This is a genomic window from Nocardia sp. NPDC051900 (genome assembly GCF_044452545.1).
Taxonomy (GTDB): domain Bacteria; phylum Actinomycetota; class Actinomycetes; order Mycobacteriales; family Mycobacteriaceae; genus Nocardia; species Nocardia sichangensis.
The window spans coordinates 337678-360072 of the sequence record NZ_JBITBU010000002.1 but is presented as its reverse complement, the minus strand read 5'-3'; the positions used below and the strand labels follow the sequence as shown (position 1 = coordinate 360072).

At 67.0% G+C, this 22395-nt stretch carries 16 protein-coding genes; 6 read left to right on the top strand and 10 right to left on the bottom strand.

Annotation, left to right across the window (positions count from 1 at the left end):
• Nucleotides 1-35 precede the first annotated feature (35 nt).
• Complete coding sequence (locus tag ACIA5H_RS04185; protein ID WP_379252013.1) at nt 36-596, top strand: NADPH-dependent FMN reductase; 561 nt, start codon at nt 36-38, stop codon at nt 594-596.
• A 15-nt stretch (nt 597-611) separates the two neighbouring features.
• Here the strand turns inward: ACIA5H_RS04185 and eccE are convergent, their stop codons facing one another.
• Nucleotides 612-2255, bottom strand: a complete 1644-nt coding sequence (eccE, locus tag ACIA5H_RS04180; protein WP_397073795.1) for a type VII secretion protein EccE — start codon at nt 2253-2255, stop codon at nt 612-614.
• Between the two features lie 112 nt (nt 2256-2367).
• Between eccE and eccB the strand changes: the two genes are divergently transcribed.
• Together eccB and ACIA5H_RS04170 are read left to right on the top strand one after the other, a co-directional pair.
• Complete coding sequence (eccB, locus tag ACIA5H_RS04175) at nt 2368-3849, top strand: type VII secretion protein EccB (RefSeq protein WP_379252015.1); 1482 nt, start codon at nt 2368-2370, stop codon at nt 3847-3849.
• Nucleotides 3850-3945: 96 nt separating this feature from the next.
• A complete protein-coding gene (locus ACIA5H_RS04170; RefSeq protein WP_379252016.1) occupies nt 3946-4179 on the top strand; it encodes a hypothetical protein in 234 nt (77 codons plus the stop codon).
• A gap of 114 nt (nt 4180-4293) precedes the next feature.
• Here ACIA5H_RS04170 and mycP read toward each other — a convergent pair whose 3' ends face one another.
• Together mycP and eccD are read right to left on the bottom strand one after the other, a co-directional pair.
• Nucleotides 4294-5661: a type VII secretion-associated serine protease mycosin gene (mycP, locus tag ACIA5H_RS04165; protein ID WP_379252177.1), complete on the bottom strand. Its 1368-nt coding sequence runs from the start codon at nt 5659-5661 to the stop codon at nt 4294-4296.
• Between the two features lie 112 nt (nt 5662-5773).
• The gene (gene eccD / locus ACIA5H_RS04160) at nt 5774-7240 is read right to left on the bottom strand and encodes a type VII secretion integral membrane protein EccD (RefSeq protein ID WP_379252017.1); all 1467 of its coding nucleotides are present in this window, start codon (nt 7238-7240) and stop codon (nt 5774-5776) included.
• 170 nt (nt 7241-7410) lie between these two features.
• Here eccD and eccCa point away from each other — a divergent pair, with 170 nt between their 5' ends.
• Both eccCa and ACIA5H_RS04150 read left to right on the top strand, forming a co-directional pair.
• Entirely contained in the window at nt 7411-11442 is a 4032-nt protein-coding gene (gene eccCa, locus ACIA5H_RS04155) for a type VII secretion protein EccCa (RefSeq protein WP_397073791.1), read from the top strand.
• Entirely contained in the window at nt 11442-12869 is a 1428-nt protein-coding gene (locus ACIA5H_RS04150; RefSeq protein WP_397073789.1) for a type VII secretion-associated protein, read from the top strand. The genes eccCa and ACIA5H_RS04150 overlap by 1 nt, the downstream gene beginning before the upstream one ends.
• 101 nt (nt 12870-12970) lie before the next feature.
• On the opposite strand, the gene ACIA5H_RS04145 is transcribed toward ACIA5H_RS04150, so the two are convergent.
• The 6 genes from ACIA5H_RS04145 to ACIA5H_RS04120 all read right to left on the bottom strand — a co-directional run bounded on the left by ACIA5H_RS04145 (nt 12971) and on the right by ACIA5H_RS04120 (nt 19395).
• Nucleotides 12971-13273 (bottom strand): WXG100 family type VII secretion target, encoded by a 303-nt coding sequence (locus tag ACIA5H_RS04145; protein ID WP_355076245.1) that lies wholly within the window; start codon nt 13271-13273, stop codon nt 12971-12973.
• Between the two features lie 35 nt (nt 13274-13308).
• Entirely contained in the window at nt 13309-13626 is a 318-nt protein-coding gene (locus ACIA5H_RS04140) for a WXG100 family type VII secretion target (RefSeq protein WP_039795679.1), read from the bottom strand.
• 407 nt (nt 13627-14033) lie between these two features.
• Nucleotides 14034-15569: a serine/threonine-protein kinase gene (locus tag ACIA5H_RS04135; RefSeq protein WP_397073787.1), complete on the bottom strand. Its 1536-nt coding sequence runs from the start codon at nt 15567-15569 to the stop codon at nt 14034-14036.
• Nucleotides 15570-15651: 82 nt separating this feature from the next.
• A complete protein-coding gene (locus ACIA5H_RS04130) occupies nt 15652-16881 on the bottom strand; it encodes a hypothetical protein (protein WP_397073784.1) in 1230 nt (409 codons plus the stop codon).
• Nucleotides 16878-18077, bottom strand: a complete 1200-nt coding sequence (locus ACIA5H_RS04125) for a hypothetical protein (RefSeq protein WP_379252021.1) — start codon at nt 18075-18077, stop codon at nt 16878-16880. Before ACIA5H_RS04125 ends, ACIA5H_RS04130 begins: the two co-directional genes overlap by 4 nt.
• Nucleotides 18078-18189: 112 nt before the next feature.
• Entirely contained in the window at nt 18190-19395 is a 1206-nt protein-coding gene (locus ACIA5H_RS04120; protein WP_397073782.1) for a hypothetical protein, read from the bottom strand.
• Nucleotides 19396-19540: 145 nt separating this feature from the next.
• Here ACIA5H_RS04120 and ACIA5H_RS04115 point away from each other — a divergent pair, with 145 nt between their 5' ends.
• A complete protein-coding gene (locus ACIA5H_RS04115; RefSeq protein ID WP_397073996.1) occupies nt 19541-20860 on the top strand; it encodes an FHA domain-containing protein in 1320 nt (439 codons plus the stop codon).
• A 7-nt stretch (nt 20861-20867) separates the two neighbouring features.
• On the opposite strand, the gene ACIA5H_RS04110 is transcribed toward ACIA5H_RS04115, so the two are convergent.
• The gene (locus ACIA5H_RS04110; protein ID WP_397073994.1) at nt 20868-22280 is read right to left on the bottom strand and encodes a metallopeptidase; all 1413 of its coding nucleotides are present in this window, start codon (nt 22278-22280) and stop codon (nt 20868-20870) included.
• Between the last annotated feature and the right edge of the window lie 115 nt (nt 22281-22395).

Sequence of the window (22395 nt, the reverse complement as noted above, 5' to 3'; positions counted from 1 at the left end):
GCGGGGGCGGGAGGAGCCCGAGTTAGGCTCGCGCGGTGGATACCCCGTTGCGGCTCGAGGTCATCGTGGCCAGTGTGCGTCCGGAGCGGTTCGCGCCGGTGGTCGCGGACTGGTTTCTACGCACCGTGCGCGCTCGTCCCGAATTCGACGTCGGCGTGATCGATCTCGCGCATACACCGTTGCCGGTCGAACTCACCGACAACGAGGAGACCGCGGCCTATCGCACGCGATTGCGGGACGCGGACGCGTTCGTCGTCGTCACTTCGGAGTACAACCACGGTTATCCGGCGTCACTGAAGACGGCGTTCGACACCGCGAAGCACGAGTGGCGCGCGAAGCCCATCGCTTTCGTCTCCTACGGCGGCCTTTCCGGTGGCTTGCGTGCGGTGGAGCAGTTGCGGCAAGTGGTCGCCGAGATCCATATGGTGTCGGTTCGCGAGACGGTCAGTTTCCACCAGGCCAAGAAGCGGTTCGACGAGACAGGCGACACCCGCGACGGGGCCGCCATCGACGCCGCGGAACGAATGTTGCGTCAATTGGCCTGGTGGGCACGTACTTTGCGAGCAGCGCGTACGACCGATCCGTACCCCGGTTAGCGCTATCGCGCTCGCTTACTGCGGTTGCATTGCGCGTCGGCCGCGCGGCTGACCGATGTAGGTCGCCTCGCTCGGGATGGACACCAGCGTCAGGTCGACCTGTGCCGTGCCGGTGCGCAGCACCACGTGGTTGCCGATCGCGCCGGGCTGGTGGATGGCGAGGTCGGGGCGGGCGGCGGGCCAGCCCATCGGATCGCCCGTGACGTAGATGGTGGTGACGCCCGCGTGCGGGGCAGGCGCGAGCACCCCGTCCACCACCGTGGCGCTGAATCCCGCGTCGGACTGGTGGGTTTCGATCGCGATGGTCAGGCGCTCCGGATTGCCGATGGTGGTGACCAGGTTCTCCCAGGCCCGTGCTCGGTCGGTGCGGATGAGGATCCGTTCTCCTACCGCGAGCGCCCGGAAAACCAGCTGTTGCGCCAGGTACAGCTCGCCGGCGACATACACCGTGGAGATGCCCGCGCCGACGATGCGAGCCGCCACGCCGTTGCCTTCGTCATCGGAACCGATCAGCTGGCCGCAGCCGGAGGAGGGCAGGTGCAGATCGTCGACGATGTCGATCAGGTGCTCGATCATCGGAATGGTGTCGTCCACGCCGGGAACCGCGAGCGGCAGGTGGGCCAGCAGCCCGTCGCGGTGGCGTCCGTTCATCGAGATCATGCCCGGCAGCTCGGAGCGTTCGGGCAGTTCCCGTGCGGTCAGCCGCCAGGCGGCGCCGATGCTCACCGAGTCGGCGGAACTGCCGGGGCGCAGCCGAACCGCCACCGTCGTGCCGCGTGATGGGGCCACCCAGAGCTGGGCGAGCAGGTCCGATTCGAGTCGCTTGGGATCCAAGGCGCTGCCGATGTTCACGCTGTTGCCGATTTCCGCGTAGCGCCAGCCGTGTTCGAGCGTGCGCGGATCGTAGCCGCCGGTGATCTGCAGGACCGCCTTGCGGATCTCGGGCGCGGTGAGGATGCGCGCGTTGCAGTCGGCATCCTCGAGCGTGCGCATGATGCGCTGGGTGGCGATGGTGACCGCGCGCGACGCGCCTTCGGCTCCGCCGCCGCGCCGGTCGGTGGCCTCCGGGCAGGCCACCGCGTCGAAACCGATCGCCAGCCACACCGTGCGGTGCGCGGTGGCGGGCAGCGGGCCCAGCAGCGATTCGTAGATCTTGCCCGCGGGCGTGCCGGAACGGCTGCGATGCCCGTGGCTGATGATGTCGATGCCGCTGAGCAGGATGTCGTGCTGGTTCAAGCATTTCGCCAGCTCCGCCAGCGGAAGCAGGTGCGAGGCGTGCACCGTGGTGCGGGCGATCCTGGTCAGCCCGCCGGGGGGAGGCAGTACCTCCACCACCGTCACCACGCGGCTGCCGTCCCAGTACAGGCCGAGCGAGCGACCATCGGTGCCGCGGAAATCGACGGTGTCGCCGAGTTCGTAGTCCCGGTGCGTGAGATAGCGCCACCAGGTCGCGATCCAGTCCAGCACAGTGCGTCCGGCGACCGGAATCAGCGGAATAAGCGCGACGACCACCGCCACGCCGAGCGTGGGGAGCCCCGGCAAACCGGCGAACAGTGCGACGACCGCGGCGATCAGCCCGATGATCTGGGCGATCAACAGGTTCCGCATCGAGACGCGCCCGAAAAGCGGTCGTGGTCCCGCACCGGCCGGTTCCGCCATCGTCGTCCCCCAAGTACCCGATATCGGCCGGTTCGCCGCGGCCGATCTGAACAACAGTCCCCGGGAACTGTACTGTGTTCGGCGAACGCGAGCACTGTTCGGGGGAGGAATAATGGCTTCGAAACCCACCACTCGCTGGCAGGTCAGCGGTTACCGCTTTCTGGTCCGGCGGATGGAGCACGCCTTGGTGCGCAGGGATGTGCGAATGCTGCACGACCCCATGCGTTCCCAGTCCCGCGCGTACGCGGCCGGTCTGATCCTGGCGTGTGTCGCACTGGCCGGATGCGGCGTGCTCGCGTTGCTGCGCCCGCAGGACAAGATCGGTGACGCCAAGATCCTGATCGGCAAGGACTCCGGCGCGGTCTACGTGCGAATCGACGACGTGGTGCACCCGGCCCTCAACCTCGCCTCCGCCCGCCTGGCCGCGGGCGAAGCCGCCAAGCCGGCCACCGTAAAGGATTCCGAACTCGGGAAGAAGCCGCGCGGCCAATTGATCGGCATCCCGGGCGCTCCCGGCTCGCTGCCCTTCGACAAGGAGGGGAAGGGGCGCGCGTGGACGGTGTGCGACACCCTGCAGCTCGACGGCACCAACAAGGCAACCACTTCGGTGCTCATCGGGGACCTGGAACTCGGCGCCAAGGCTTCCGCAATGGAGTCGGGTAACGCTCTGCTCGTCAAGGGCAAGGACGCCACCTACCTCGTTTACGACAACAAGCGCGCCCGCGTCGACATGAACAACAACGCGGTGACCGAGGCGCTGGGCATTCGCAATGTGGCACCGCGGCCGATCAGCGAAGGCTTGCTCAATGCGATACCCGAGGTGCAGCGAATCGAAGTGCCGCACATCGACGATCGAGGCGCGCAGCCGACATACACCATCGGTGATCATCGGATCGGCGAGGTGGTGCAAGATGCCGCGACGAAGCAGTATTTCGTGGTGCTGCACGATGGCAGGCAGGAAATCTCGCAGCTGACCGCCAATATCATTCTCAACTCCGACCCGGCGGCGGGCCGCAATCCGACGATCGTCCCGTACGAGAAGACCTATTCGCCCATATCGACGACGCTGCCGGTGAAGGACTATCCGGCCACCGCGCCCGCGCTCGTGCAGATCAAGGATCGGCCGGTCAGCTGTCTGTCGTGGAAGCCGATCGCTGCCGCGGAGGGCGGTGGTGGCAATCATGCCGAGCTTTCGCTGATCACCGGCGTGAGTCTGCCGATGCGGGAGGACGCTCGCCTGGTGCCGCTGGCCCAAGCCGACGGTGACGGCCCCAACGTGGACTCGGTCTACTTCAAGCCAGGTTCCGGCGCCTTCGTTCAGGGCACCGGCATCGAGCCGGACAGTCAGCGCAAGGACAGCATGTTCTACGTCGCCGATACCGGCGTCCGCTACGGCATCAAGGATGCGGAGGCGGTCAAAGCGCTCGGCATGAGTTCGGATTCCGGCGTGCGGCAACCCGAACCGGCGCCATGGCCCATCGTCGGCCTGCTTGCCTCCGGGCCGACTCTCAGCCGTCAAGACGCGATGGTGGCCCACGACGGCGTCGCGCCGGACGCCAACCCGGCGAAAGAGCTTGTCAAAAATGCGAATTGAGTTCGGGCGCGCCTGAGTTTGCTATTGATGTCGCTTCCGGTACTCTCCGATCCGGCGAGAGGGAGTCTCGCCGCAGAAAGGGAGGGATTCACTGGAATGAAACACGTCGCATACAAACTGGCGATCGCTATCACTGCCGCATTCGTGGTCGGCACCGTCGCCGCGTCGACTGCCGCAACCGCTGAACCGATGCGTACCAAACACGGCATGACCTACAAGGAATGCATGACCACCGGCAAGGACAGTTTCCGGCGGATGTACGGCAAGGAAGCGGTCTGCGTCGAAGACGGCTACGGGTACTACAAACTGGAGCCCGCGCGCGGTCAGTAACTCCGCGGCGTCATCTCGTTTTCGAGATCGTTGAAGCATGGTGGAGAACTGATAATTGTGGCCCGTCGTTCGACGGGCCACAATTGTTTCGTCGTGCGGTATATCGAGTCTTTCTCACTGGTCCTCGCGGACGCCGAATCTGCGGCGGATCGGGAACGAGGCGAGCATGCCCAACACCAGTAGTATCGCGACGCTGCCGCTGCCGATCAGCGCTACGTTTCGCGCCCGATTGTCGGGTGGTGGGGCCGGTGCCGGAACCTGCAATTGCACCCTCGAGGCTGCCGAGGGCCGCTTGGGCGGCAGCGTTTTCGGCACTTCGGCGGTCAGGGCGGCGATCGGATCGACGGCACCGTAGCCGATGTAAGGGTTCCACCCCTCCGCCGGGGCATGGGCGGTGGCCTCGATGCGCTTGATGACCTCCAGGGCGCTCAGCTCCGGGAAACGGGCTCGCACGAGGGCGGCTACCCCTGAAACCAGCGGGGTGGCGAAACTGGTGCCTTGAATCGGCCCGAGCTTTCCCGCTTGTTGGACGCTGCCGAGTTGGACCGCGGTTCCTTTGCTGTTCGGGTCATTGAAGAGTGGATCGAGGGAAGTGATGTTCTCGCCGGGAGCCGCCACGCCGAGCCATGGCCCGGGCACGGTGAACGTAGATGGCTGGCCGTTTCCGTTGATGGAACCGACAGAGAGCACATAATCGTCATAGCGGGCCGGTGATACGTTCAGGTTCACCTTGCTCCATGGGTCGGCCGCTGGGTCGAGCGGGTCGATCACCGGATTGGTGCCCTTGCAGTCTGTACTCTCATCGAGGTTGCCTGCTGCGACCACCACGACCACGTCCTTCTCGATCGCGGCGTACCGGACCGCGGCACCCAGCTCGGTATCTTCGAAAGGCGCAGAAGTCGGCCTGCACGCGACCTCGGAGATATTGATGACGGTAGCTCCCATGTCCGCCGCGCGACGGATCGCCGACGCCATGGTGCGAGTGGTGCCGTATCCCTGGGGTAGCGCATCGGGCCCTTTGTCCCGATTTGCTCCTTCCTTCTGGTACAGCTTGCTGGTCTGGCGGATGGTAAGTATTCGAGCCTGCGGGGCTACCCCGGAGAAACCCTGACCGTCGACCTCTGTCGCGGCGATCAGCCCCGCGACCAACGTCCCATGTGCATCGCAATCCTCGGTTCCGTCGCTATTGCTCACATAGTCGCCGCCCGCGATCAACCCCGGCAGGCGCGGATGGCGTGCGACACCGGTGTCGATGACTGCCACGAGTTGACCTGCGCCCTTGGAGAATCGCCAGGCGTGCTGCAAGTCGAGGGAGCGTTGTGCGTCCGGCGTCGAGGGTCCGTTGCCTCCCGAACCGGTACTGACGCACGGAGTATTGGACGCCCGCTCGGTCTTGTCCGGCGGAGCGGCCGGCTCGCCCGGTGGCGGTGCCGTGTTCGGGCTCACGGTGGGCTTCTCCGCTTGCGCAGGAGGGATTCCCATGGTTGCTCCGAGCCCGACGGAGACGCTGAGCGCCAGCACGCAGACCGCCGTGCTCAACCGAACCGCTCGGAAACAACTGTCGACCCGCTGTTTCGAACTCATCGCTCCGAGCTCACAGCCCGCGAACGAGTGCGTAGAGGTCCGCCACCCAGAAGACCAATGGCAGGACCGTGGCGACGAATGTGTACTCGAGCAGTTCGACGCCGCGACGCATCGGTGGGGTGGCCGACTGGTTCGGGATGATGATGCCGAGGATCAGCGCAGCGATCAGGACCACCATCGCCGCGCCGAACACGGCCAACGGCTGGTGCATCGCGAAACCGGCGCCGACCAACATGATCAGCACGATGCCCGCGCCACCGGAGATGAGCACGACGGCCTGTTCCGCGCCCGCGTAGGTGCGGCTGCGGAACATCAGCACCACGGCGCAGACCAGGGCGAGCGCTATGCCCGGCCAGTACGGGTCGGCGGAGGCCGGGTCGGTGGCGCCGAGCGCGCCGACGACGGTGACCAGCGTGGTCGCCGCCACCAGGCCCGCGAGGTACATGCGGGCGCGTTCCGACTTCACCCGCAGCACCTCCATGGTCGGCAGCGCGCGGTGATCGTCCGGGTCGTCCTCGGTCGGATCGATGGGTGTGCCCGGCGAAGGCACCGGTGGCAGTGGCAATTTCGCCAGCAGCATGGAGACTCGCGGGGCCAGGGACAGGCCGCCGAGCCCGAGCGCCGCCGCGCCGGCGCCGATCGCCCGCTCCGGCTGGTCGGTGAGCAGGCCGACCAGCGCCGCGGGCACCGCGTAGGTGGCGAGCGCGGCCCCGCCGATGAACAACGCGAGCCCGACGCCGGTGACCCGCCACGCCAGAATCGCCGTCGCCCCGGCCAGGACCGATCCGAGCAGGATGTGCGCCCAGCCGTAATCGTCCGGCACGTAGAGCATTCCCGCGCTGAACGCCGCGGGCAGCGCGCAGCCGCCGAGCACAAGCGCGGTGCCGTTGTCGCCGTACATCCTGCTCAGCACCATCGCGGTGACGACGAGCAGGATCGCGACCACCAGCGCGATCGAGCCGCCGACCCCGATCGGCAGCGAGCCGGGGGACAGCAGCAGCCCGAGACAGCCGACGATCATGGTGAGCGCCGCGAGCACCGAGCCGGTGATCCGCGCGACCCGAGGAGTCCAGCTGCGGTAATGGTCGGCGTCGGCGATCGCGACGTTGTACATGATGTCGTCGAACAGCGGTGTCGGCGCGGTGTGCGAAGCGCTCTCCAGCATCAGCAGTTCGCCGTCGCGGACGCCGTGCTCGCCGAGGCTGAGCGAGTTGGAGAACGGCGGATGGCCGATCCGGGCGAGCACCCACTCCGCGGGCTCGTAACGCTCGCCCTCGTTGTCGAAGTCGTTGGAGCGGCTGTGCTGGGCGACCATGTCGACCACGCTCGGAATCACCAGCGCGACCGGCACGTCGACCGGTATGGCCATGTCGACCTGAGTGTGCTTGGCCAGAATCGTCACCCGGGCGAGGTCGGGGGCGCGGACGATCCCGCGCGAGGATTCTTCGTCGATGTGGTCAAGTCGCGCGTGCGTCAAGCTTCCCCCAACTCGGTCTTCTACCTCGTGATTCCACGACTCGGCGGGCCGGGGGCGAGCTTGCGAACCCTCGGTCCGGGCAGCAGAATGCTGGTCGAACTGTACGACATGTCGGCTGTGACCTCTACACTGAGGCCGAATCACAGCTGGCCGAAGGGGGAATCTCGTCGATGAGCACTGTCCGCTTCCAGCGCCGTGCGCGCCGCGAGATGCCAAGGACGCCCGGCGGCGAGGTCACGCTGCAACCCCCGCCCGAAATCCCCCGGGTCACACCGGGAAACCTCGTCCTGAAGCTCATGCCCGCCGTGATGGTGATCGGCATGGTCGGCATGATGGCCCTGATGTTCACCCAGGGCGGCGGCATCGCCTCCAACCCGATGAGCATGATGTTCCCGCTCATGATGGTGTTCTCGATGGTCGGCATGTTCGCGGGCCAGGGCGGGGGCAAGGGGCAGAAGGCCGCCGAGGCCAACGAGGATCGCAAGGACTATCTGCGCTACCTCGACCAAGTGCGCAAGGACGTCGACGAGACCGCCGCTCAGCAGCGCGCTTCCGTCGAATGGAGCCACCCGGAGCCGGAACTGGTCTGGATGCTCGCGGGCACCAGCCGCATGTGGGAACGCCGCGCGGGGGACAAGGACTTCTGCCACGCGCGCATCGGTCTCGGCGGCCAGCGCCTTGCCACCAGACTGGTCGCTCCTGAGACCGGTCCGGTCGAGGAGCTCGAGCCGATCGCCGCGGTCTCGCTGCGCCGCTTCGTGCGCGCTCATTCGACCGTGCCCGATCTGCCGACCGCCATCGCGGTCAAGGGCTTCGCCACCATCGCGCTGGACGGCGACCGCGGCCAGGCGCGCGACATGACCCGCGCGATGCTGGTGCAGCTGTGCATGTTCCAGGCTCCCGACCAGGTGCTCGTCGCGGTCGTCTGCGGGCCGGACACCGCGCCGGAGTGGGAGTGGACCAAGTGGCTCCCGCACACCCAGCACCCCGACGCGCAGGACGGCATCGGTACCCAGCGCATGTTCTACGGCTCGATCCGGGAGGCGATGGCGGGGTTGCATCCGTTGCTCGGCAACCGGGTCCGATATTCGCGCAACCAGCCCGCCAACGCGAACATGGTGCATATCGTCATCGTGGTCGACGGCGGTCTGCTCGAGGCCGAGGACGATCAGTTGCGCGAATCCGGCTACGAGGGCGTCACCATCATCGACCTGTGCGGCTACGCGCCGCGCCTGGCGGTGTCGCGCGGCATCAAGATGATCGTCGAGAACGGCGAGTGCGTCGGCCGCGGCGCGACCGGCAATCAGGAGCGGTTCGCGCTGATCGACCGGATCAGCCCCGAGCAGGCGCAGCAGGTTGCGCGCAGGCTGGCCCCGTACCGTGCCGCCACGCAGCGCAGCAGCGACGTGGAAACCGATGACGCCGACGTGATCTCGACGTGGGCGCAGCTGATGGGCCTCGGTGACATCGGCACTTTCAACCCGGAGCACGCGTGGCGGCCGCGCTACGGAAGGGAACGCCTGCGCGTCCCGTTCGGTGTGGGCGCCGATGGCCTTCCGGTGGAACTGGACATCAAGGAGGCCGCCGAGAACGGCATGGGCCCGCACGGCCTGTGCATCGGCGCCACCGGCTCCGGTAAGTCGGAGTTCCTGCGCACCCTCGTGCTCAGCTTGCTGGCCACGCACTCGCCAGACCAGCTGAACCTGGTGCTGGTCGACTTCAAAGGCGGCGCGACGTTCCTCGGTTTGGAGGGCGTTCCGCACGTCGCCGCCGTCATCACCAACTTGGAGGAAGAGGCCGATCTCGTCGACCGCATGAAGGACGCCCTGGCCGGTGAGATGAACCGCCGCCAGGAAGTGCTGCGCGCGGCGGGCAACTTCGCCAATGTCTTGGAGTACGAGAAGGCCAGGGCCGCGGGCGCCGACCTGGACCCGCTGCCCGCACTGTTCGTGGTGCTCGACGAGTTCTCCGAACTGCTCACTCAGCACCCGGATTTCGCGGAGTTGTTCGTGATGATCGGCCGCCTCGGCCGCTCGCTGCACGTGCATCTGCTGCTCGCCTCGCAGCGACTGGAGGAAGGCAAGCTCAAGGGCCTGGAATCCCACCTGTCCTATCGGATCGGCCTGAAAACGTTCTCCGCCAACGAATCTCGTCAGGTGCTCGGTGTGCCGGACGCCTACAACCTGCCGAACAATCCCGGTGGCGGCTACTTGAAGGCCGACTCCGGAGAGATCCAGCGCTTCCAGGCTTCCTATGTCTCCGGCGCGTATGTCGGCGGTGGCTCGCAGCGCGACATGACCGTCGCCACGCAGTCCGGTGAAATCGATGTCAGGGCACGCGCGTTCACCGCTACCCATGTCGACTTCCGGGCGGCGGACCGCGTTCCGCTGCCGCCCGAACCGAGCCTGGAACCGGAACAGGACGAGGACGGCGAGCAGCTGTCCAACCTGAACATGCTGGTCGCCCGGATCCGCGGCCACGGCCGCCCGGCGCACGAGATCTGGCTGCCGCCGCTGGACGAGGCGCCGACGCTCGACCAGCTCGTCCCGCGCTCCGTTCTCACCGGCGAATACTCCCCGGTGTCCACGCTGCGTGCGCCGATCGGCATCGTCGACCGACCCTACGACCAGCGTCGCGACCCGATGGTCATCGACCTGTCCGGCGCCCGCGGCAATGTCGCCATCGTCGGTGGCCCGCAGTCCGGCAAGTCGACGGCGCTGCGCACACTCATCATGGCGATGTCGTTGACGCACACCGCCGAACAGGTGCAGTTCTACTGCCTCGACTTCGGTGGCGGCACCCTGGCGAGCCTGCAAGGGCTGCCGCACGTCGGCTCGGTGGCCAGCCGGTTGGACGAGGACCAGGTCCGCCGCACCATCGCGGAGATGACCACCATCGTCCGGCAGCGCGAGGCGCGCTTCCGCCAGCTCGGCATCGAATCGATGACCGATTTCCGCAGGCTGCGCGCGATGGACCCGGCCGCCAGCCCGGGCGCCGCGGGCGCGCACGAGGATCCGTTCGGCGACGTCTTCCTGGTGATCGACGGTTTCAGCTCGATCCGCCAGGACTTCGAGATGCTCGAGCAGACCATCATGAACCTCGCCGTGCAGGGTCTGTCCTACGGTGTGCACGTGGTCATCGCGCTGAACCGCTGGGCGGAGGCGCGGCCCGCGCTCAAGGATCAGATCGGCACCAGGATCGAGTTGCGCCTCGGTGATCCGATGGACTCCGATCTGGGCCGCAAGTTCGCCTCACTGGTTCCCCAGGGGCGGCCGGGCCGCGGTATGACCCCGGAGTGCCTGCACATGCTGACCGGCTTGCCCCGCATCGACGGCAGCTCCGACCCGACCGACCTCACCCAGGCCGTCGCGGACGCGGTCGCCGCCATCGCCAGGCTGACGCCGGGCCGGCACGCGCCGCAGGTCCGCATGCTGCCCGAACAGCTGCCGCGCGAGCAGCTGCTGTATCTGGCGGGCGATTGGCCCGCCCAGGTCGACCCGAATGCGAAGTGCCTGCGAATCCCGTTCGGCATCAATGAGTCCGAGCTCGCGCCGGTCTACATCGACTTCGTGGAGAGCCCGCACTTCATCATCATCGGCGACACCGAATCGGGAAAGACGACGCTGCTGCGTTCGCTGATCGAGGGCATCGCCGCGTCGAACACCCCCGATCAGGCTCGCTTCATCATCGGCGACTACCGCCGCGGCATGCTCGGACTGGTTCCGGAGGGCTATCTCGCGGGCTATGGTTCCACGGCGCCGCAGTTCACCCAGAACATGAACGACCTGGCCGCGTATGTCGGCAAGCGCACGCCGGGCTCGGATGTCACGCCGCAGCAGTTGCGGGATCGGTCGTGGTGGAGCGGACCGGAGTTGTACGTCATCATCGACGATTACGATCTGGTCGCCACCTCCGCGGGCAACCCGGTCCAAGCGCTGCTCGAACATCTGCCACACGCCCGAGACCTCGGCTTCCACGTGGTCATCGCCCGGCGCTCGGGTGGTGCGAGCAGGGCGATGTTCGAGGCGACGTTGGCTCGAATGCGTGATCTGGGCTCGGCGGGCCTGATCCTGAGCTGCAGCAAGGACGAGGGCGTCCTGATGGGCACCAAGCGACCGAGCCCGATGCCGCCGGGCCGAGGCACCTACGTCACCCGTAATGTCGAGGGCCTGGTCCAGACGGCGTGGATGCCGTTGCCCTGATGTCCGAGGTCGAGCTCGTCGTCACCGAGGCGCGTATCTGGGCGCGTGGCGCCGACACGCACTGGGACGCGCCGCCGTCGGTGGTTTTGGGCAGCAATGGCTTCGACCTCGTCGTGGGGCAATCGCTGAGTCCGCCTACCCACGTCGGTTCGGTGGTGCAATTCGTGCCCGCCGATGCCATAGCTTTGCCACCCCGCACACCCTCGGTGGTGGACGCGATGAGCGCCGTTTTCGCGAGTGTGCTCGAGCATCTTCGTGTCGAGACTCCGTGTGCCCGGATGACGTTGGTCTGCCCGACCGAATGGGGCGCGGCCCGTCGTGGCGTGCTCGCTCAGGCGGCGCGCCGCGTGGCCTCGGATGTCGTGTTCGAGGACATCGCGGTCCGTTCGGTCGGGTCGGACGAGGGCACCAGCCACAGTCGGCGAACGCTGGTACTGGAGTTCGGCACGCTGGCCACCACGGCGTCGGCGGTCATCCGAAGCCATCGCGGCGTGCATATCGAATCCTGTGAGCACGAGCCGACGCTCGCGTTGGCCGAGATCGAGAGCGGATCCGCGGGCTTCGCCGCTCTGTGCAACCTGATCACTCGGTTGCTCGACAGCGGCCCGATCGACCTCGTGCAAGTGGCGGCTCTCAGCGATACCAGAAAACTGGACTTGCTCCGTGAGGCGGTCCAGCAGTCCATAGGTGCCGATGTCGAGCTGCGTGCGGTCGCCGGTCCCGATCTCGTCCGGGGGCGGCGGACCGAGGCACGCGAAGTCCACGCCGCGCAGACACAGTGGATGCGACCGCTTCGCGAGCGTGCCGCGACACGACAGCCTCGATATGGCGCCGCGCGTATCGCGATCGCCGCGATCGCGGCCGTGGTGGTCGTCGCGTTGACGATCGTCGGTGCGGTTGTCTTGTCCGGTCGCCGCGGAGAAGAGACGGTAGCGGCGCCCAGCGCGGAAGCGGCGTCGCGGACCGCCGCACCGCCGCCGGTCGGCCCGCCGGCCGAGGCGGCACCGGAGGCCTTCGGCCGAATCCGATTCCGTGTCCCTCCCGGCTGGCGTATCGCCCAGTCGCCTGACACGGGGCGCGCTCGTGTCGATCTGGTACCCGACGAGGCTGCGCGGCAACGGATTACGGTAATGCAGGCGCCGCTGACGGCGTCGTCCAGTTACGCGCAAGTCGCGGCGAAGCTGGAAGCGCAGATCGCGCAGCGTCCGCCAGGGGTGCTGACCGACTTGCAGCAGGATGTGATGTTCGGTGGCCGTTCCGGCTTGGCCTACCTGGAACATCCCGGAGACGGATCAACCGTTCGCTGGCACGTTCTGTTGGAGTTCGGAATTCAGCTGAGTATCGGTTGCCAGTACGCAGGAGACGAATGGGGGCAATTGGAAGCCCCGTGCTCGCATTTCGGGGATACGGTCCGCGTGGTGCCGTGATGGGCGCGGGCACGCATACCTAGCCGACTTCACTGCGGTGCAAAATGATTCGAGCCCCCGGCACCGAAGTACCGGGGGCTCGAATCAGCCGAGACGGGATCTCAGAAGAGGCCCGCCAGCGCGGTGTCGGTACCCTGCAGGTCCGAGTTGCCACTGCTGACCAGCTTGCCCGCGCTTTCCAGCGTGGTGTTCAGCTGGGTGACCTGCGTGTTCCACTGGGCCTGCAGCGAGGCGAACGCGTCGTTCGCGTCACCCTTCCAGTAGTTGGTCACGAAGTCGGTGACCTGCTTGTGGAAATCTTCGAGCATGGTCATGACGCTGCGCGCTTCGGACACGATGGCCTGGGCGCCCGCCTCGACCTCGCCGAAGTTCGAAGCAATCCGACCGGGATCGTTCGCTACCATGGGAGCTCCTTGTTGTCTGTGGTTCGGCTATCGGATCAGGGAAGGTCCAGGCTGGAGGCCTGCGCGGCCACCTGCTGGGCGAACTGCTGGTCCTGATCGGCGAACTTCCGTCCGGCGTGGGCGAGCTTGTCCGACGTCTGGTCCAGCTGGTCGTTCAGCTTCCGCGCCTGGGCGAAGTAGCTGTCCATGAACGTGTCGAACGCCTGACGAGCCGCACCGCTCCAGGTGGCGGTGGTCTGATCCGACTTGCTGTTCAGTGCGGTGATCGCGGTTTGCAGATCCTGGTGCCGCTGCCGGCAGTTGTCCACAAACTTCGAGATCGCCTCTTCGCTCGCTTCGAGCTGTCCTGCCATTTCGGCTCCTTTCGGTTCCCGTCTCGGCCAACGGCGGAAGCCTCAGTTGGCCTGTACATCTGATTGGACGCGGTGCGGGTCTGATCGGTTCCATCCGACTCGAGAAAGTTCGGCATCGCCCCACGGGATCAGGCCCTGCGCCCCTCAGCCCGGCTCGTCCGTAGATTTCGGCGGCCGCGCACGGGCCTGCTCGGAAGACCACGATGCGATCCGGGTCTGCATGACTTGTAACGCCAGCGCTCGGCTCCCCTCCTTCCCCCTGCTCGCTGCTGTAATGATCGGCGAGTGGGCTGGCTGCGGTACACCTTACCGAACGCCTAAGTCCGCCGCTACCAGCAGAATGACGAAATCCGGTGGTCGCGAACCGAAAACCTAACGAAGGCTTGGATTCAGCGGACGCGACCGAATCACTTCACGCGATTGCGCAGCACCGGCACCAGACGGTCGAGCAACGTCTGCTGGGACGACTCGCTCCAGTCGCGGACCGCGGCGACGGCCGCGGGATCGTCCAGCGGAATCACCGTGGCACGGGTGCCCGCCACTTGGTACGGAAGACCGAGCAGGCCACCGCCGCCGGCCTTTTCGTCGCTGCGCACCGCCAGCACGTAGCCGTCCGCCGCTACTTCCAGCCGGTTGGTTCCGGTCAGTTCGCGAGGCGATGCCTCGTCGCCCGCGCGCCGGTAGTTGAGGTTGTAGACGAATCCGAGATTTTGCAGGAACTCGGTTTGCGGGGTGCCGCCGAGGAAGATCGAGACCTGCGAGCCGCGCGGCACGTCGACCATCGTGATCGTCTTGCCCCGGAATACCGGGTTGTCCGCTCGCGCCCGGTCCAGCGGCGACAGCGCTGCCGTGCTGCTCGGCGTGGCGACGGCGGGATCGGGTGCTTGCCCCTCGCGATTAGAGGCCCAAATGCCGATCCCCGCGGCGAGTGCGACGGCCACCACGCCCGCGGCCGCCGCGAGCAGCCAGTTCTTGCGCGCGGGTCGTGCGGCGGCGCTCCCTTGACCGGAGACGGCCACTCGGGGGTCGGTCCCCGGCCGCGGATCGAAAACCTGGATGGGATAGGTCGGGGAGGTGTTGGTGGCGACGGGGTTGTAGCCGGGAATGAGGGCGCTCGCCGCCGCATCGGTGAATTCGCGGCAGTTGTTGAATCTTTCGGCCGGGTTCTTCGCCATGGCGCGGGCGAAAACGTGGTCGATGGCGGGCGGCAGGCCGGGGTTGACGGCGGTGGCCAGCGGCGGGGGCTCGTGAAGATGCCCCATCATCACCAGCGCGGGTTGGGTTCCCGGGTAAGGGTTGCGCGCGGTGAGCAATTTGAAGAACGAGCACGCGAGGCTGTAGACGTCGGCGCGGTGGTCGAGCGGGCTGCCGGTGAGCTGCTCGGGCGGGGCGTAGGCGATGGTCGCGACGAAACTACCGGTCTGCGTGAGTTCGGTGGTGTCGTCATTGGCTTTCGCCACGCCGAAATCGGTGAGCAGCACGCGCTCTTCCTCGCCGTCGGCAGGTGCGGACAGCAGGAAATTCGCCGGTTTCACATCGCGATGCAGCAAGCCCTTGCGGTGCGCGTAGTCGAGTCCTTTGCCGACTTCGGTCGTGATACGCAGTGCGCGAAGCGGATTCATCGCATGCGGGTCGCGAGCCAGTTCGGCGGCGGCATCGGTACCGTCCACGTATTGCATGGCGATCCACAACTGGCCGTGTTCTTCACCGCGGTTGTATACCGAGACGATGTTCGGATGATCGAGTCCGGCGGCGAGATTGGCTTCACGCTCGAAGCGGGTACGGAACTCGTAGTCGCGGCTGAGTTCGCCGCCGAGCACCTTCAACGCGTCGGTCCTGGGCAGGCTGGGATGCTTGGCCAGATACACCGTGCCCATGCCGCCCGCGCCGAGCACCCGCATGATGCGGTACCCGCCGACAATGGTCCCGGGGCTCATCGCCATGTGCACGATCTCCTGACTCCACGCGGGCCGCTGGCGTTCGCCACGCAGCATACTCGACCGAATTCGCGACGAAAGTGCCGCATTATCGGCTGTTCGCGAAAACGGAATACTGTGCGGCGGCGCGCTGTTGCGCGTCCAGCAGTTGATTCGCCGCGACGAATCCGACGTATTCCTTATACGCGACGACACAGGTGAATCGCCTGTCGTCGAAAAGTCCGCTCCGGTTCTCCACGCACGCCGAATCGGGCAGGTGCTGCGGGGGATCGGCCGGACCCGCAACCACTGTGGGGGTGATACGTTCCGCGGCGATCCGCCGGGCCGTTTCCTGGTTCGGCGTGCGGATCACCAATGTGTCTCCGGAGACGGCGAATTTCTCGGCCCCCATCGCCGTGAAACGTTGTTTCGCGTAATCGAGGTCTTCGGCGTATTGCATGATGCCGCGCAGGCCGAACAAGGCGTGCGAATCGTCGTAGCTGGGCGATTGGACCCCGGCCGGATTCAGGGTGCGGCTCAGCAGATGATCGGGATCCCAGGGCAATCGCAGCATCTCCTCCTCGGTCAGCGGAGCCAGCTGATCGAGCAGCGGAAGCTGAACGTCGTACGCCTTTTCCGCGAGAGTGACTAGGGCGTCGCGGTCGGGAGCGTTGGCCGAGACGAGGAACGCCACCACGTAGGAGCCGTGCGCGAGCATCGCGCGCAGGAAGGGCGAGCCGGGGCGCCAGTGCGCTCGCGCCTGCGGCTGCCGCGGCAGCGTGACCGGCTCGTTCTGGTCGCGGTAGGCGCCGAGATCGGCGTCGTAGAACTCGTTCGCGGCCTGACGGGCGCGGTCCGGGTCGGGAAACTGCATGACGATCGTGCCGATCGTGGTGGAATTGGGCCGGGGCTTGGTCGGCCACCCGGAGGCGATCAGGCTGACATTCTGATCCGATCCGTTGGTGTGGAACCCGTACATCATGCGGTTGCGTTCCGCGATCGGTCGCATGTCCTCCTGGCGACCGAGTTCACCGGGCAGCGTTCCCTTGCTGATACTCGACGGCGTCCAGCTGTACTTCATCCTGGGATCGATGTCGTAGGCCGAGGCGACGTGATCGGCCAGCCGCATGGCGGCGACCTTTCCCATGTCGATGAACAGCGGTTGGTAGTCGTCGTCGTGCGCGTTCGGCGGCTCGGTGGGGTAGTTGCCGGTGTCGAGACCGCGAATATCGATCTCACCCGGCCGCGCGGTTCCCGCGAGCGTCGAACCACAGCCGGTGACGATCGTGGCGGCCAGCGTGCACGCGAGAGCGACAGCGGCGGTGCGGAATCCTGTCATGCGGCATTCACCAACAATGCGTACTGGGCGGAGATGCGTTGCTGTGCGTCGAGCAGCTGATGCGACCAGGCGAACGCGGCGTAGCGGTCGTAGGACACCGAACAATAGAACCGGACGACGACCGTCTCGTTGCCGATGTACTCCTTGCACTGGGCAGCGGGAAGGCCCTTCGGCGACTCGGCTCCGCGGAATTTCTTCGTGAGTCCGCCGAGTTCCTCGCGTAGTCGTGCAGCCGAGTCGGCGTCGCGCGCGCGGAACAGATGGGTTCCGTCGGCGGCGTACCGATCCACTCCCGCCGCTTCGATGATCCGGCGGTCGTCGGCCGAATCGATGGTGAAGTGCAGCGCGCCACGCTCGGTGTACGCGCCGGGCGGATCGATCCAGGAGTCTTCCCTGGGACGCGGCAGCGCCCGGTTCAGCATGCCGTCGATATCGACCGGCAATGTCATCAGCTGGTCGACGGGCGTGGGCGTGAACCGGCCGATCGCCGGGACCACGGTGTCCAGGCTCTTCTCGACCAGGGCGAGCAGTTCGGCGAGGTCGACTTTCTCCAGGTAGACCTTCGCATAGTCGTAGACCCAGGTGTAGACGACGAATTTACCCGTGGCGAACCATGATCCGATCGACTGATCCGTGGGTTGCCAATGCGCGTGCGCGGCTGGGTACTTCGCGATCTGGACGGGCGTGTTGCGGTTGTTGGCCTCGAAGTCGACGCGTTCCAGGGCCGCCGCCGCGGCCGCCGCCTTCTGCTCGTCGGGAAAGATCATGACGGCGTTGACCAGGTCGGTGCCCCGGTTGTCCGGCGCATTGCCCGCGTTGCTGAAGAATCCCGCGACGAAATCCGGCGCCGCCTCGGCGAACCGGGAGACGTCCATGATCCGCCCGAGCGAGTTCTTCGGCTCGATGAACACCTTGGACAAGGACGGATTCTGGAAGACGAACCCGGGGTCGATGTCCGAGGGCGGCGGGAGGAAGTTCGCGAGCCGCTCCGCCTCGATCATGCGCGCCTGCTCGGGATTCTTCGCTGTTCCGTACGCGCGCGGCGTCGTCGCGTAATTGCCCACGTCGAGCTGCGCCAGATCGACGGGCTGCGCGGACTTGTCCGTTCCGGCCGCCGGGCCGCCGCACGCGCCGCCCCCGAGGGCTACGGCGCAGGCCAGCACCAGGGCACCGGCGGTTCGGATCGGTCTCGACATCGCGCCGTGCTGCACTCTTCCCTCCCCTGACTGCGGTAGTTGCGCCGGATCCTACTTCGGCCCACCCGCGGCCGAGGATCGCGAAAGCGCTGGACGCTTACCGCCGTCGATCTCAGAAACTGTTCGCCAGCAGCGCGTACTCCGCGGCGACCTTCTGTCGCACGTCCGGTTCCTTATCACTGGTGACGACTCCGACGTACCGTTTGTACGCGACGTAACACCGGTATTTGTACTCGCGGTCCGGGTCGCCCTTGCTGTTGAGTTGCAGGCACTTGGCACCGGGGACATCCTTGGGAGCGCCCAGCGGATCGTAGTGCGCGCCTTCGCTGTCCAACAGGCCGGTGACCAGTTTCTGGGCGGCGGCCGCGTCTCGGGTTCGAGCGACGTAACTGTCGTCGAGCAGGCCGATGTGATCGACGCCGGCTTCCTCGACCAGGCGCAGGTGGACCGACTCGTCATCGGCGCGGTGCACCGTGTGAAAGCCGCCGTAGACGGCGAAGGTCGCCGGATCCGGCACGCGGTTCTTGCGGTCGGCGACCGCGACGCGGGCGAGCAGGCCGTCGGGATCGGCCTTCAGGGTGTCGAGCTTGTTCACCGGGGTCGGGGTGAATTTGTCCAGCTGCGCGACCTGGGCGGCCAAGGTCTTGTCGACCCACTTCACCAGGTCGTCGCCATCCGCCGTCGGACGCTGGATGAACAAGGAGATGACGAATTCCTTGTACGCCATGAAAGTGCCGACGTTGGGAACGCCGGGCCGCCAGTGGATGTAGGAGTCGGGATACTTCGTGGACGACAGTTTGCGATTGTCCGGCGAAACGGCGATGTCGACGTCCTCGAGTTCACGGGCGGCGAGCTTCGCGGTGGCCTCGTCGGGGAAGCGGAACAACGCGTTCGTGACCGCGGTGGCCTGCGGCGCCGGATTGGACTGGCCGGCCGGATCGGGACGGTCGGCGCCGCTGGCGGCGTATCCCACGACCAGCTTGCGATTGTCGAAGACCGGCCTGGACACCTTGGCCACGAAGTCGAGCGCCTGCTCGGCGTCCTTGACGACGGTGCTGCCGCGGCCGAACTTCAGCGTGGAGTCGATGCGCACGGCCGGAGCCACGGCGTCGGACATCCGCATGCCTTCCAGCAGCGCGCCTTTGCCCGCCGAATCCTGGTTGTACTCGTGCTTGTCGACGGGATAGGTGCCGACTTCCAGCTTGCGCACATCGATCTCACCCGCGGTCGGCGTGCCGTGCACACCCGCGCAACCGGCCAGCATCCCCGCCAGTGCCAGGCAAGACGCGGTGAGCGCGATCCGTTGCGTCCGAACCATCTCAGGCCCCTCGTTCCTCCCGTTGCTGACACTGAAGTTACCCGACGGACGCCGGGTAGGGGGACCGATGGTCGTCGTATTGCAATACCCTTGTCGGTGTGGCGACGACCTTGCACTGCAATCCCGGTGGAGGCCGATACCGGTGATGGATCGGCAGGTCGAGGTCGTCGTCGGCAGCCACGCCGTGGCCAGGGTCGCGGGCGCGGTCGTCGTCGTCGCGCACCGCAGGCCGGGCAGGCCCACCCCGGACTCGACCGCCGTCGTCGCTTTGGAATCACTGGCCGAACTGGTGCGCGACGCGACCGATCGGGAGCCGGGTGGCCCCGGCGCTCTGGTGGCCCGGCACGCGACGCGCTGGCTGATGAAACAGGCCGAGCAGATCAGCCCGGGCGAGCCGATCGACTTCGGCATTCTGTCCACCGCCGAGCACGGGGGCGTGGCGATCTTCTTGCACGGGGCGATCACCGCCGTGCTGGCCGGTGACGGCGTGCTCGAGCGATACCGCGGCAGCGACGCCGCCTTCACGGTGGATCGGGTCGCGGCGGTTCCGGCGCGGGCGGCGGCGCTGTTCGTCGACGACGCGAAGGGCCGCATCCCGGATCTGCCACCCGAGCGCGGCATCGGCAGGCTGGTCGAGGGCATCGCGCAGGCAGGTGGCGCGATCGTCTGGACGGATGGCTCCCGCACGGGCCTGCCGACGAACAGCGGAGAGTCCGGCTCCGCCGGCGCGCACCACCGCCCGGAGACGCATCCGGTGCCGACGGCGCGCGTCGAATACGAGCCGTCCGCCGAATCGCAACGGCAGGAGCCGCGACCGCCGCGATACCCGACGGCGCCGTCGACCGCGATGCTCGATGCCCAGACCGAGCAGACGCCGATCGACCCGCACCACGCCCCGACGCAGCTGGGCGGCACCAATCCCGCGCCGCGGCCCGACCCGGAGCTGCAGCGTCGGCTCGAGGCGACCGCGAAGGCCACCGCGCTGACGGTCAAGGTGATGGGATTCAAATGCGCGCGAGCGCATCCCAGCGATCCTCGGGCGGCATTCTGCACCGTCTGCGGTATGCCGGTCGACCAGACCCAGGCGCTGATCGAGGTGGTCCGTCCGCCGCTGGGCATGCTGATCCTCGACGACGGCATGACCTACATGCTCGCCGCGGACGCGGTGATCGGTCGCGATCCGGAGCACTCGCCCGCCGCGGAGAGCGGACTCGTCCCGCTGCGGGTCGACGACGCCTCCGGTGGCATGTCCAGGGCGCACGCCGAAATCCGATTGGTGAACTGGGATGTGACGGTGGTGGACTGCGGTTCGACCAACGGAACCCGCACTCGCCTGCCGGGCTACCGCGACTGGGTGCGCCTGGCGCCGCGCCAGTCCATGGCGCTCATGCCGGGCACCGAGATCATGCTCGGCAACCGCGTGCTGCGCTTCGAACTGGCCGCGCCGCCGCCGTTCGGCCGCTGAGCCCGCGCTACGAATAGCGCGCGGCGCACACGCTTTCGCCGTTCAGGACACCGGCGCGGAAGGCCTCGACTCGTGAGAAACCACTCGGGACGGTCTTGCCCTGGGCGTCGCTCGCGGCCAGGCCATCGGTGAGCAGCCCCGAGACCGCCTCGTCCAGATCGCCTGCGGCGAGCTTGATATCGCCCTGATCCACCGGCCGCCCGGACTCGGCGAGTTTGCCGGTGACCACTCCGGACAGACAGGCCGCCCGCAGGCCGGTCTTGGCCCCGACCAGACTCTGACCACGGCTCTGCTGGACCGCCAAGGTGTATCGGGAGATGAACACGATGTAGCCGTTGTAGTCGCCGGTTACCTTGAGCGGCAGCGGGTCGTCCGCGCCGGACGTCGAGGTACCGCGCTCGGCGAGTCCGGGAATATCGGTGGCGATCGTGTTGGCGGCGGGGCAATACGACACCGGTTCGGTCACGACGCCGTCGGGGCAATTGATCTTCGCCCGTGAGTAGTCGTATGTCGGCTCGTGGTCGATCGGCAGAATGGCTTTGAGTGCTTTGGTGAGTTCGACCAGGGTCTGTTTCGTGATGGGGTACTCGCCGCGCCCGTTGTCGTCGCTGAAGCTCTGCGGCAGATTGGCGCGGCGCTGGTCGATCTCGTCCTGGTCGATGCCCTTGCATGCCTTGGGACCGTCGGTGAAACCGATTTGCACGGCGGTGACCCGTTCGAAGGCGGAGCCGTGCACGCTCTCCGGATCGTCCGGGTCGGAGTCGCGGATGGCGACGGTGGCGGCGAGCACGGTGTTGAGGCCGTCGGAGGTGTTGATCGTGAAGTGCTTTGCCTTGCCCTCTGCCACGTGCCGCATGAACGCGCCCGCGAAGCAATCCGCCTGCTGCTCCTTGACGATCACCGGGTCCTTCGCGCCGACGATCTTGGCCATGGTCTGCACCGCGTGCCCGTACTCGTGCGCGAGCACCATCACCACCGACATCTTCCCGAAGGTCTCCTCCATGGTGGGAAGCAGCACCGACCGATCCCAGCCGATGGAATTGTCCAGGCGGCAGAAGGCGGCGTTCACCAAGCGGTAGGTGCTCTCCTTGCAGAACTCGACCGACTCGGGACGCCCGGCCTTCGCGCTCCAGGACAGCAGCTTCTCGACCGGCTTGAACTCGCCTTGGAACTCCTTGCCGAATTCGCCGCGCCAGTAGGTCTGGATGTCGTCGACGGCGTTGAGCGCCAGGGTGTCCACGGCGCCGCCGTCGCCGTTGGTCGCGGTCAGCGTGCTGTCCGGGACGCCGGTGCGGGGGCCGCTGGGGCCGCTCGTGGTGGGCAGCCCGGCAACCTTGAACGGATCGTCGTAGACGGAGACGGCCCGGCCGTCGACCACTCGAATACAGCCGCCGACCAGCACCAGAATGCTGAGCAGCATCGCAACCAGCGCGGTCGGTCGGACTCTCGGCAAGGCTCCCCCTAGTCGGCCGCTAGATCGTTCACATCGGTCGCCGGATCGGGGCATTTGGCGCATCGGGGGCACCGCCGATGTC

Excerpts from the sequence above, each read along its gene's own strand:
- eccE (WP_397073795.1), bottom strand. The coding sequence starts at position 2,255 with ATGGCGGAACCGGCCGGTGCGGGACCACGACCGCTTTTCGGGCGCGTC.
- eccB (WP_379252015.1), top strand. The coding sequence starts at position 2,368 with ATGGCTTCGAAACCCACCACTCGCTGGCAGGTCAGCGGTTACCGCTTT.
- ACIA5H_RS04170 (WP_379252016.1), top strand. The coding sequence starts at position 3,946 with ATGAAACACGTCGCATACAAACTGGCGATCGCTATCACTGCCGCATTC.
- mycP (WP_379252177.1), bottom strand. The coding sequence starts at position 5,661 with ATGGGAATCCCTCCTGCGCAAGCGGAGAAGCCCACCGTGAGCCCGAAC.
- eccCa (WP_397073791.1), top strand. The coding sequence starts at position 7,411 with ATGAGCACTGTCCGCTTCCAGCGCCGTGCGCGCCGCGAGATGCCAAGG.
- ACIA5H_RS04150 (WP_397073789.1), top strand. The coding sequence starts at position 11,442 with ATGTCCGAGGTCGAGCTCGTCGTCACCGAGGCGCGTATCTGGGCGCGT.
- ACIA5H_RS04145 (WP_355076245.1), bottom strand. The coding sequence starts at position 13,273 with ATGGTAGCGAACGATCCCGGTCGGATTGCTTCGAACTTCGGCGAGGTC.
- ACIA5H_RS04140 (WP_039795679.1), bottom strand. The coding sequence starts at position 13,626 with ATGGCAGGACAGCTCGAAGCGAGCGAAGAGGCGATCTCGAAGTTTGTG.
- ACIA5H_RS04135 (WP_397073787.1), bottom strand. The coding sequence starts at position 15,569 with ATGGCGATGAGCCCCGGGACCATTGTCGGCGGGTACCGCATCATGCGG.
- ACIA5H_RS04130 (WP_397073784.1), bottom strand. The coding sequence starts at position 16,881 with ATGACAGGATTCCGCACCGCCGCTGTCGCTCTCGCGTGCACGCTGGCC.
- ACIA5H_RS04125 (WP_379252021.1), bottom strand. The coding sequence starts at position 18,077 with ATGTCGAGACCGATCCGAACCGCCGGTGCCCTGGTGCTGGCCTGCGCC.
- ACIA5H_RS04120 (WP_397073782.1), bottom strand. The coding sequence starts at position 19,395 with ATGGTTCGGACGCAACGGATCGCGCTCACCGCGTCTTGCCTGGCACTG.
- ACIA5H_RS04115 (WP_397073996.1), top strand. The coding sequence starts at position 19,541 with ATGGATCGGCAGGTCGAGGTCGTCGTCGGCAGCCACGCCGTGGCCAGG.
- ACIA5H_RS04110 (WP_397073994.1), bottom strand. The coding sequence starts at position 22,280 with ATGCTGCTCAGCATTCTGGTGCTGGTCGGCGGCTGTATTCGAGTGGTC.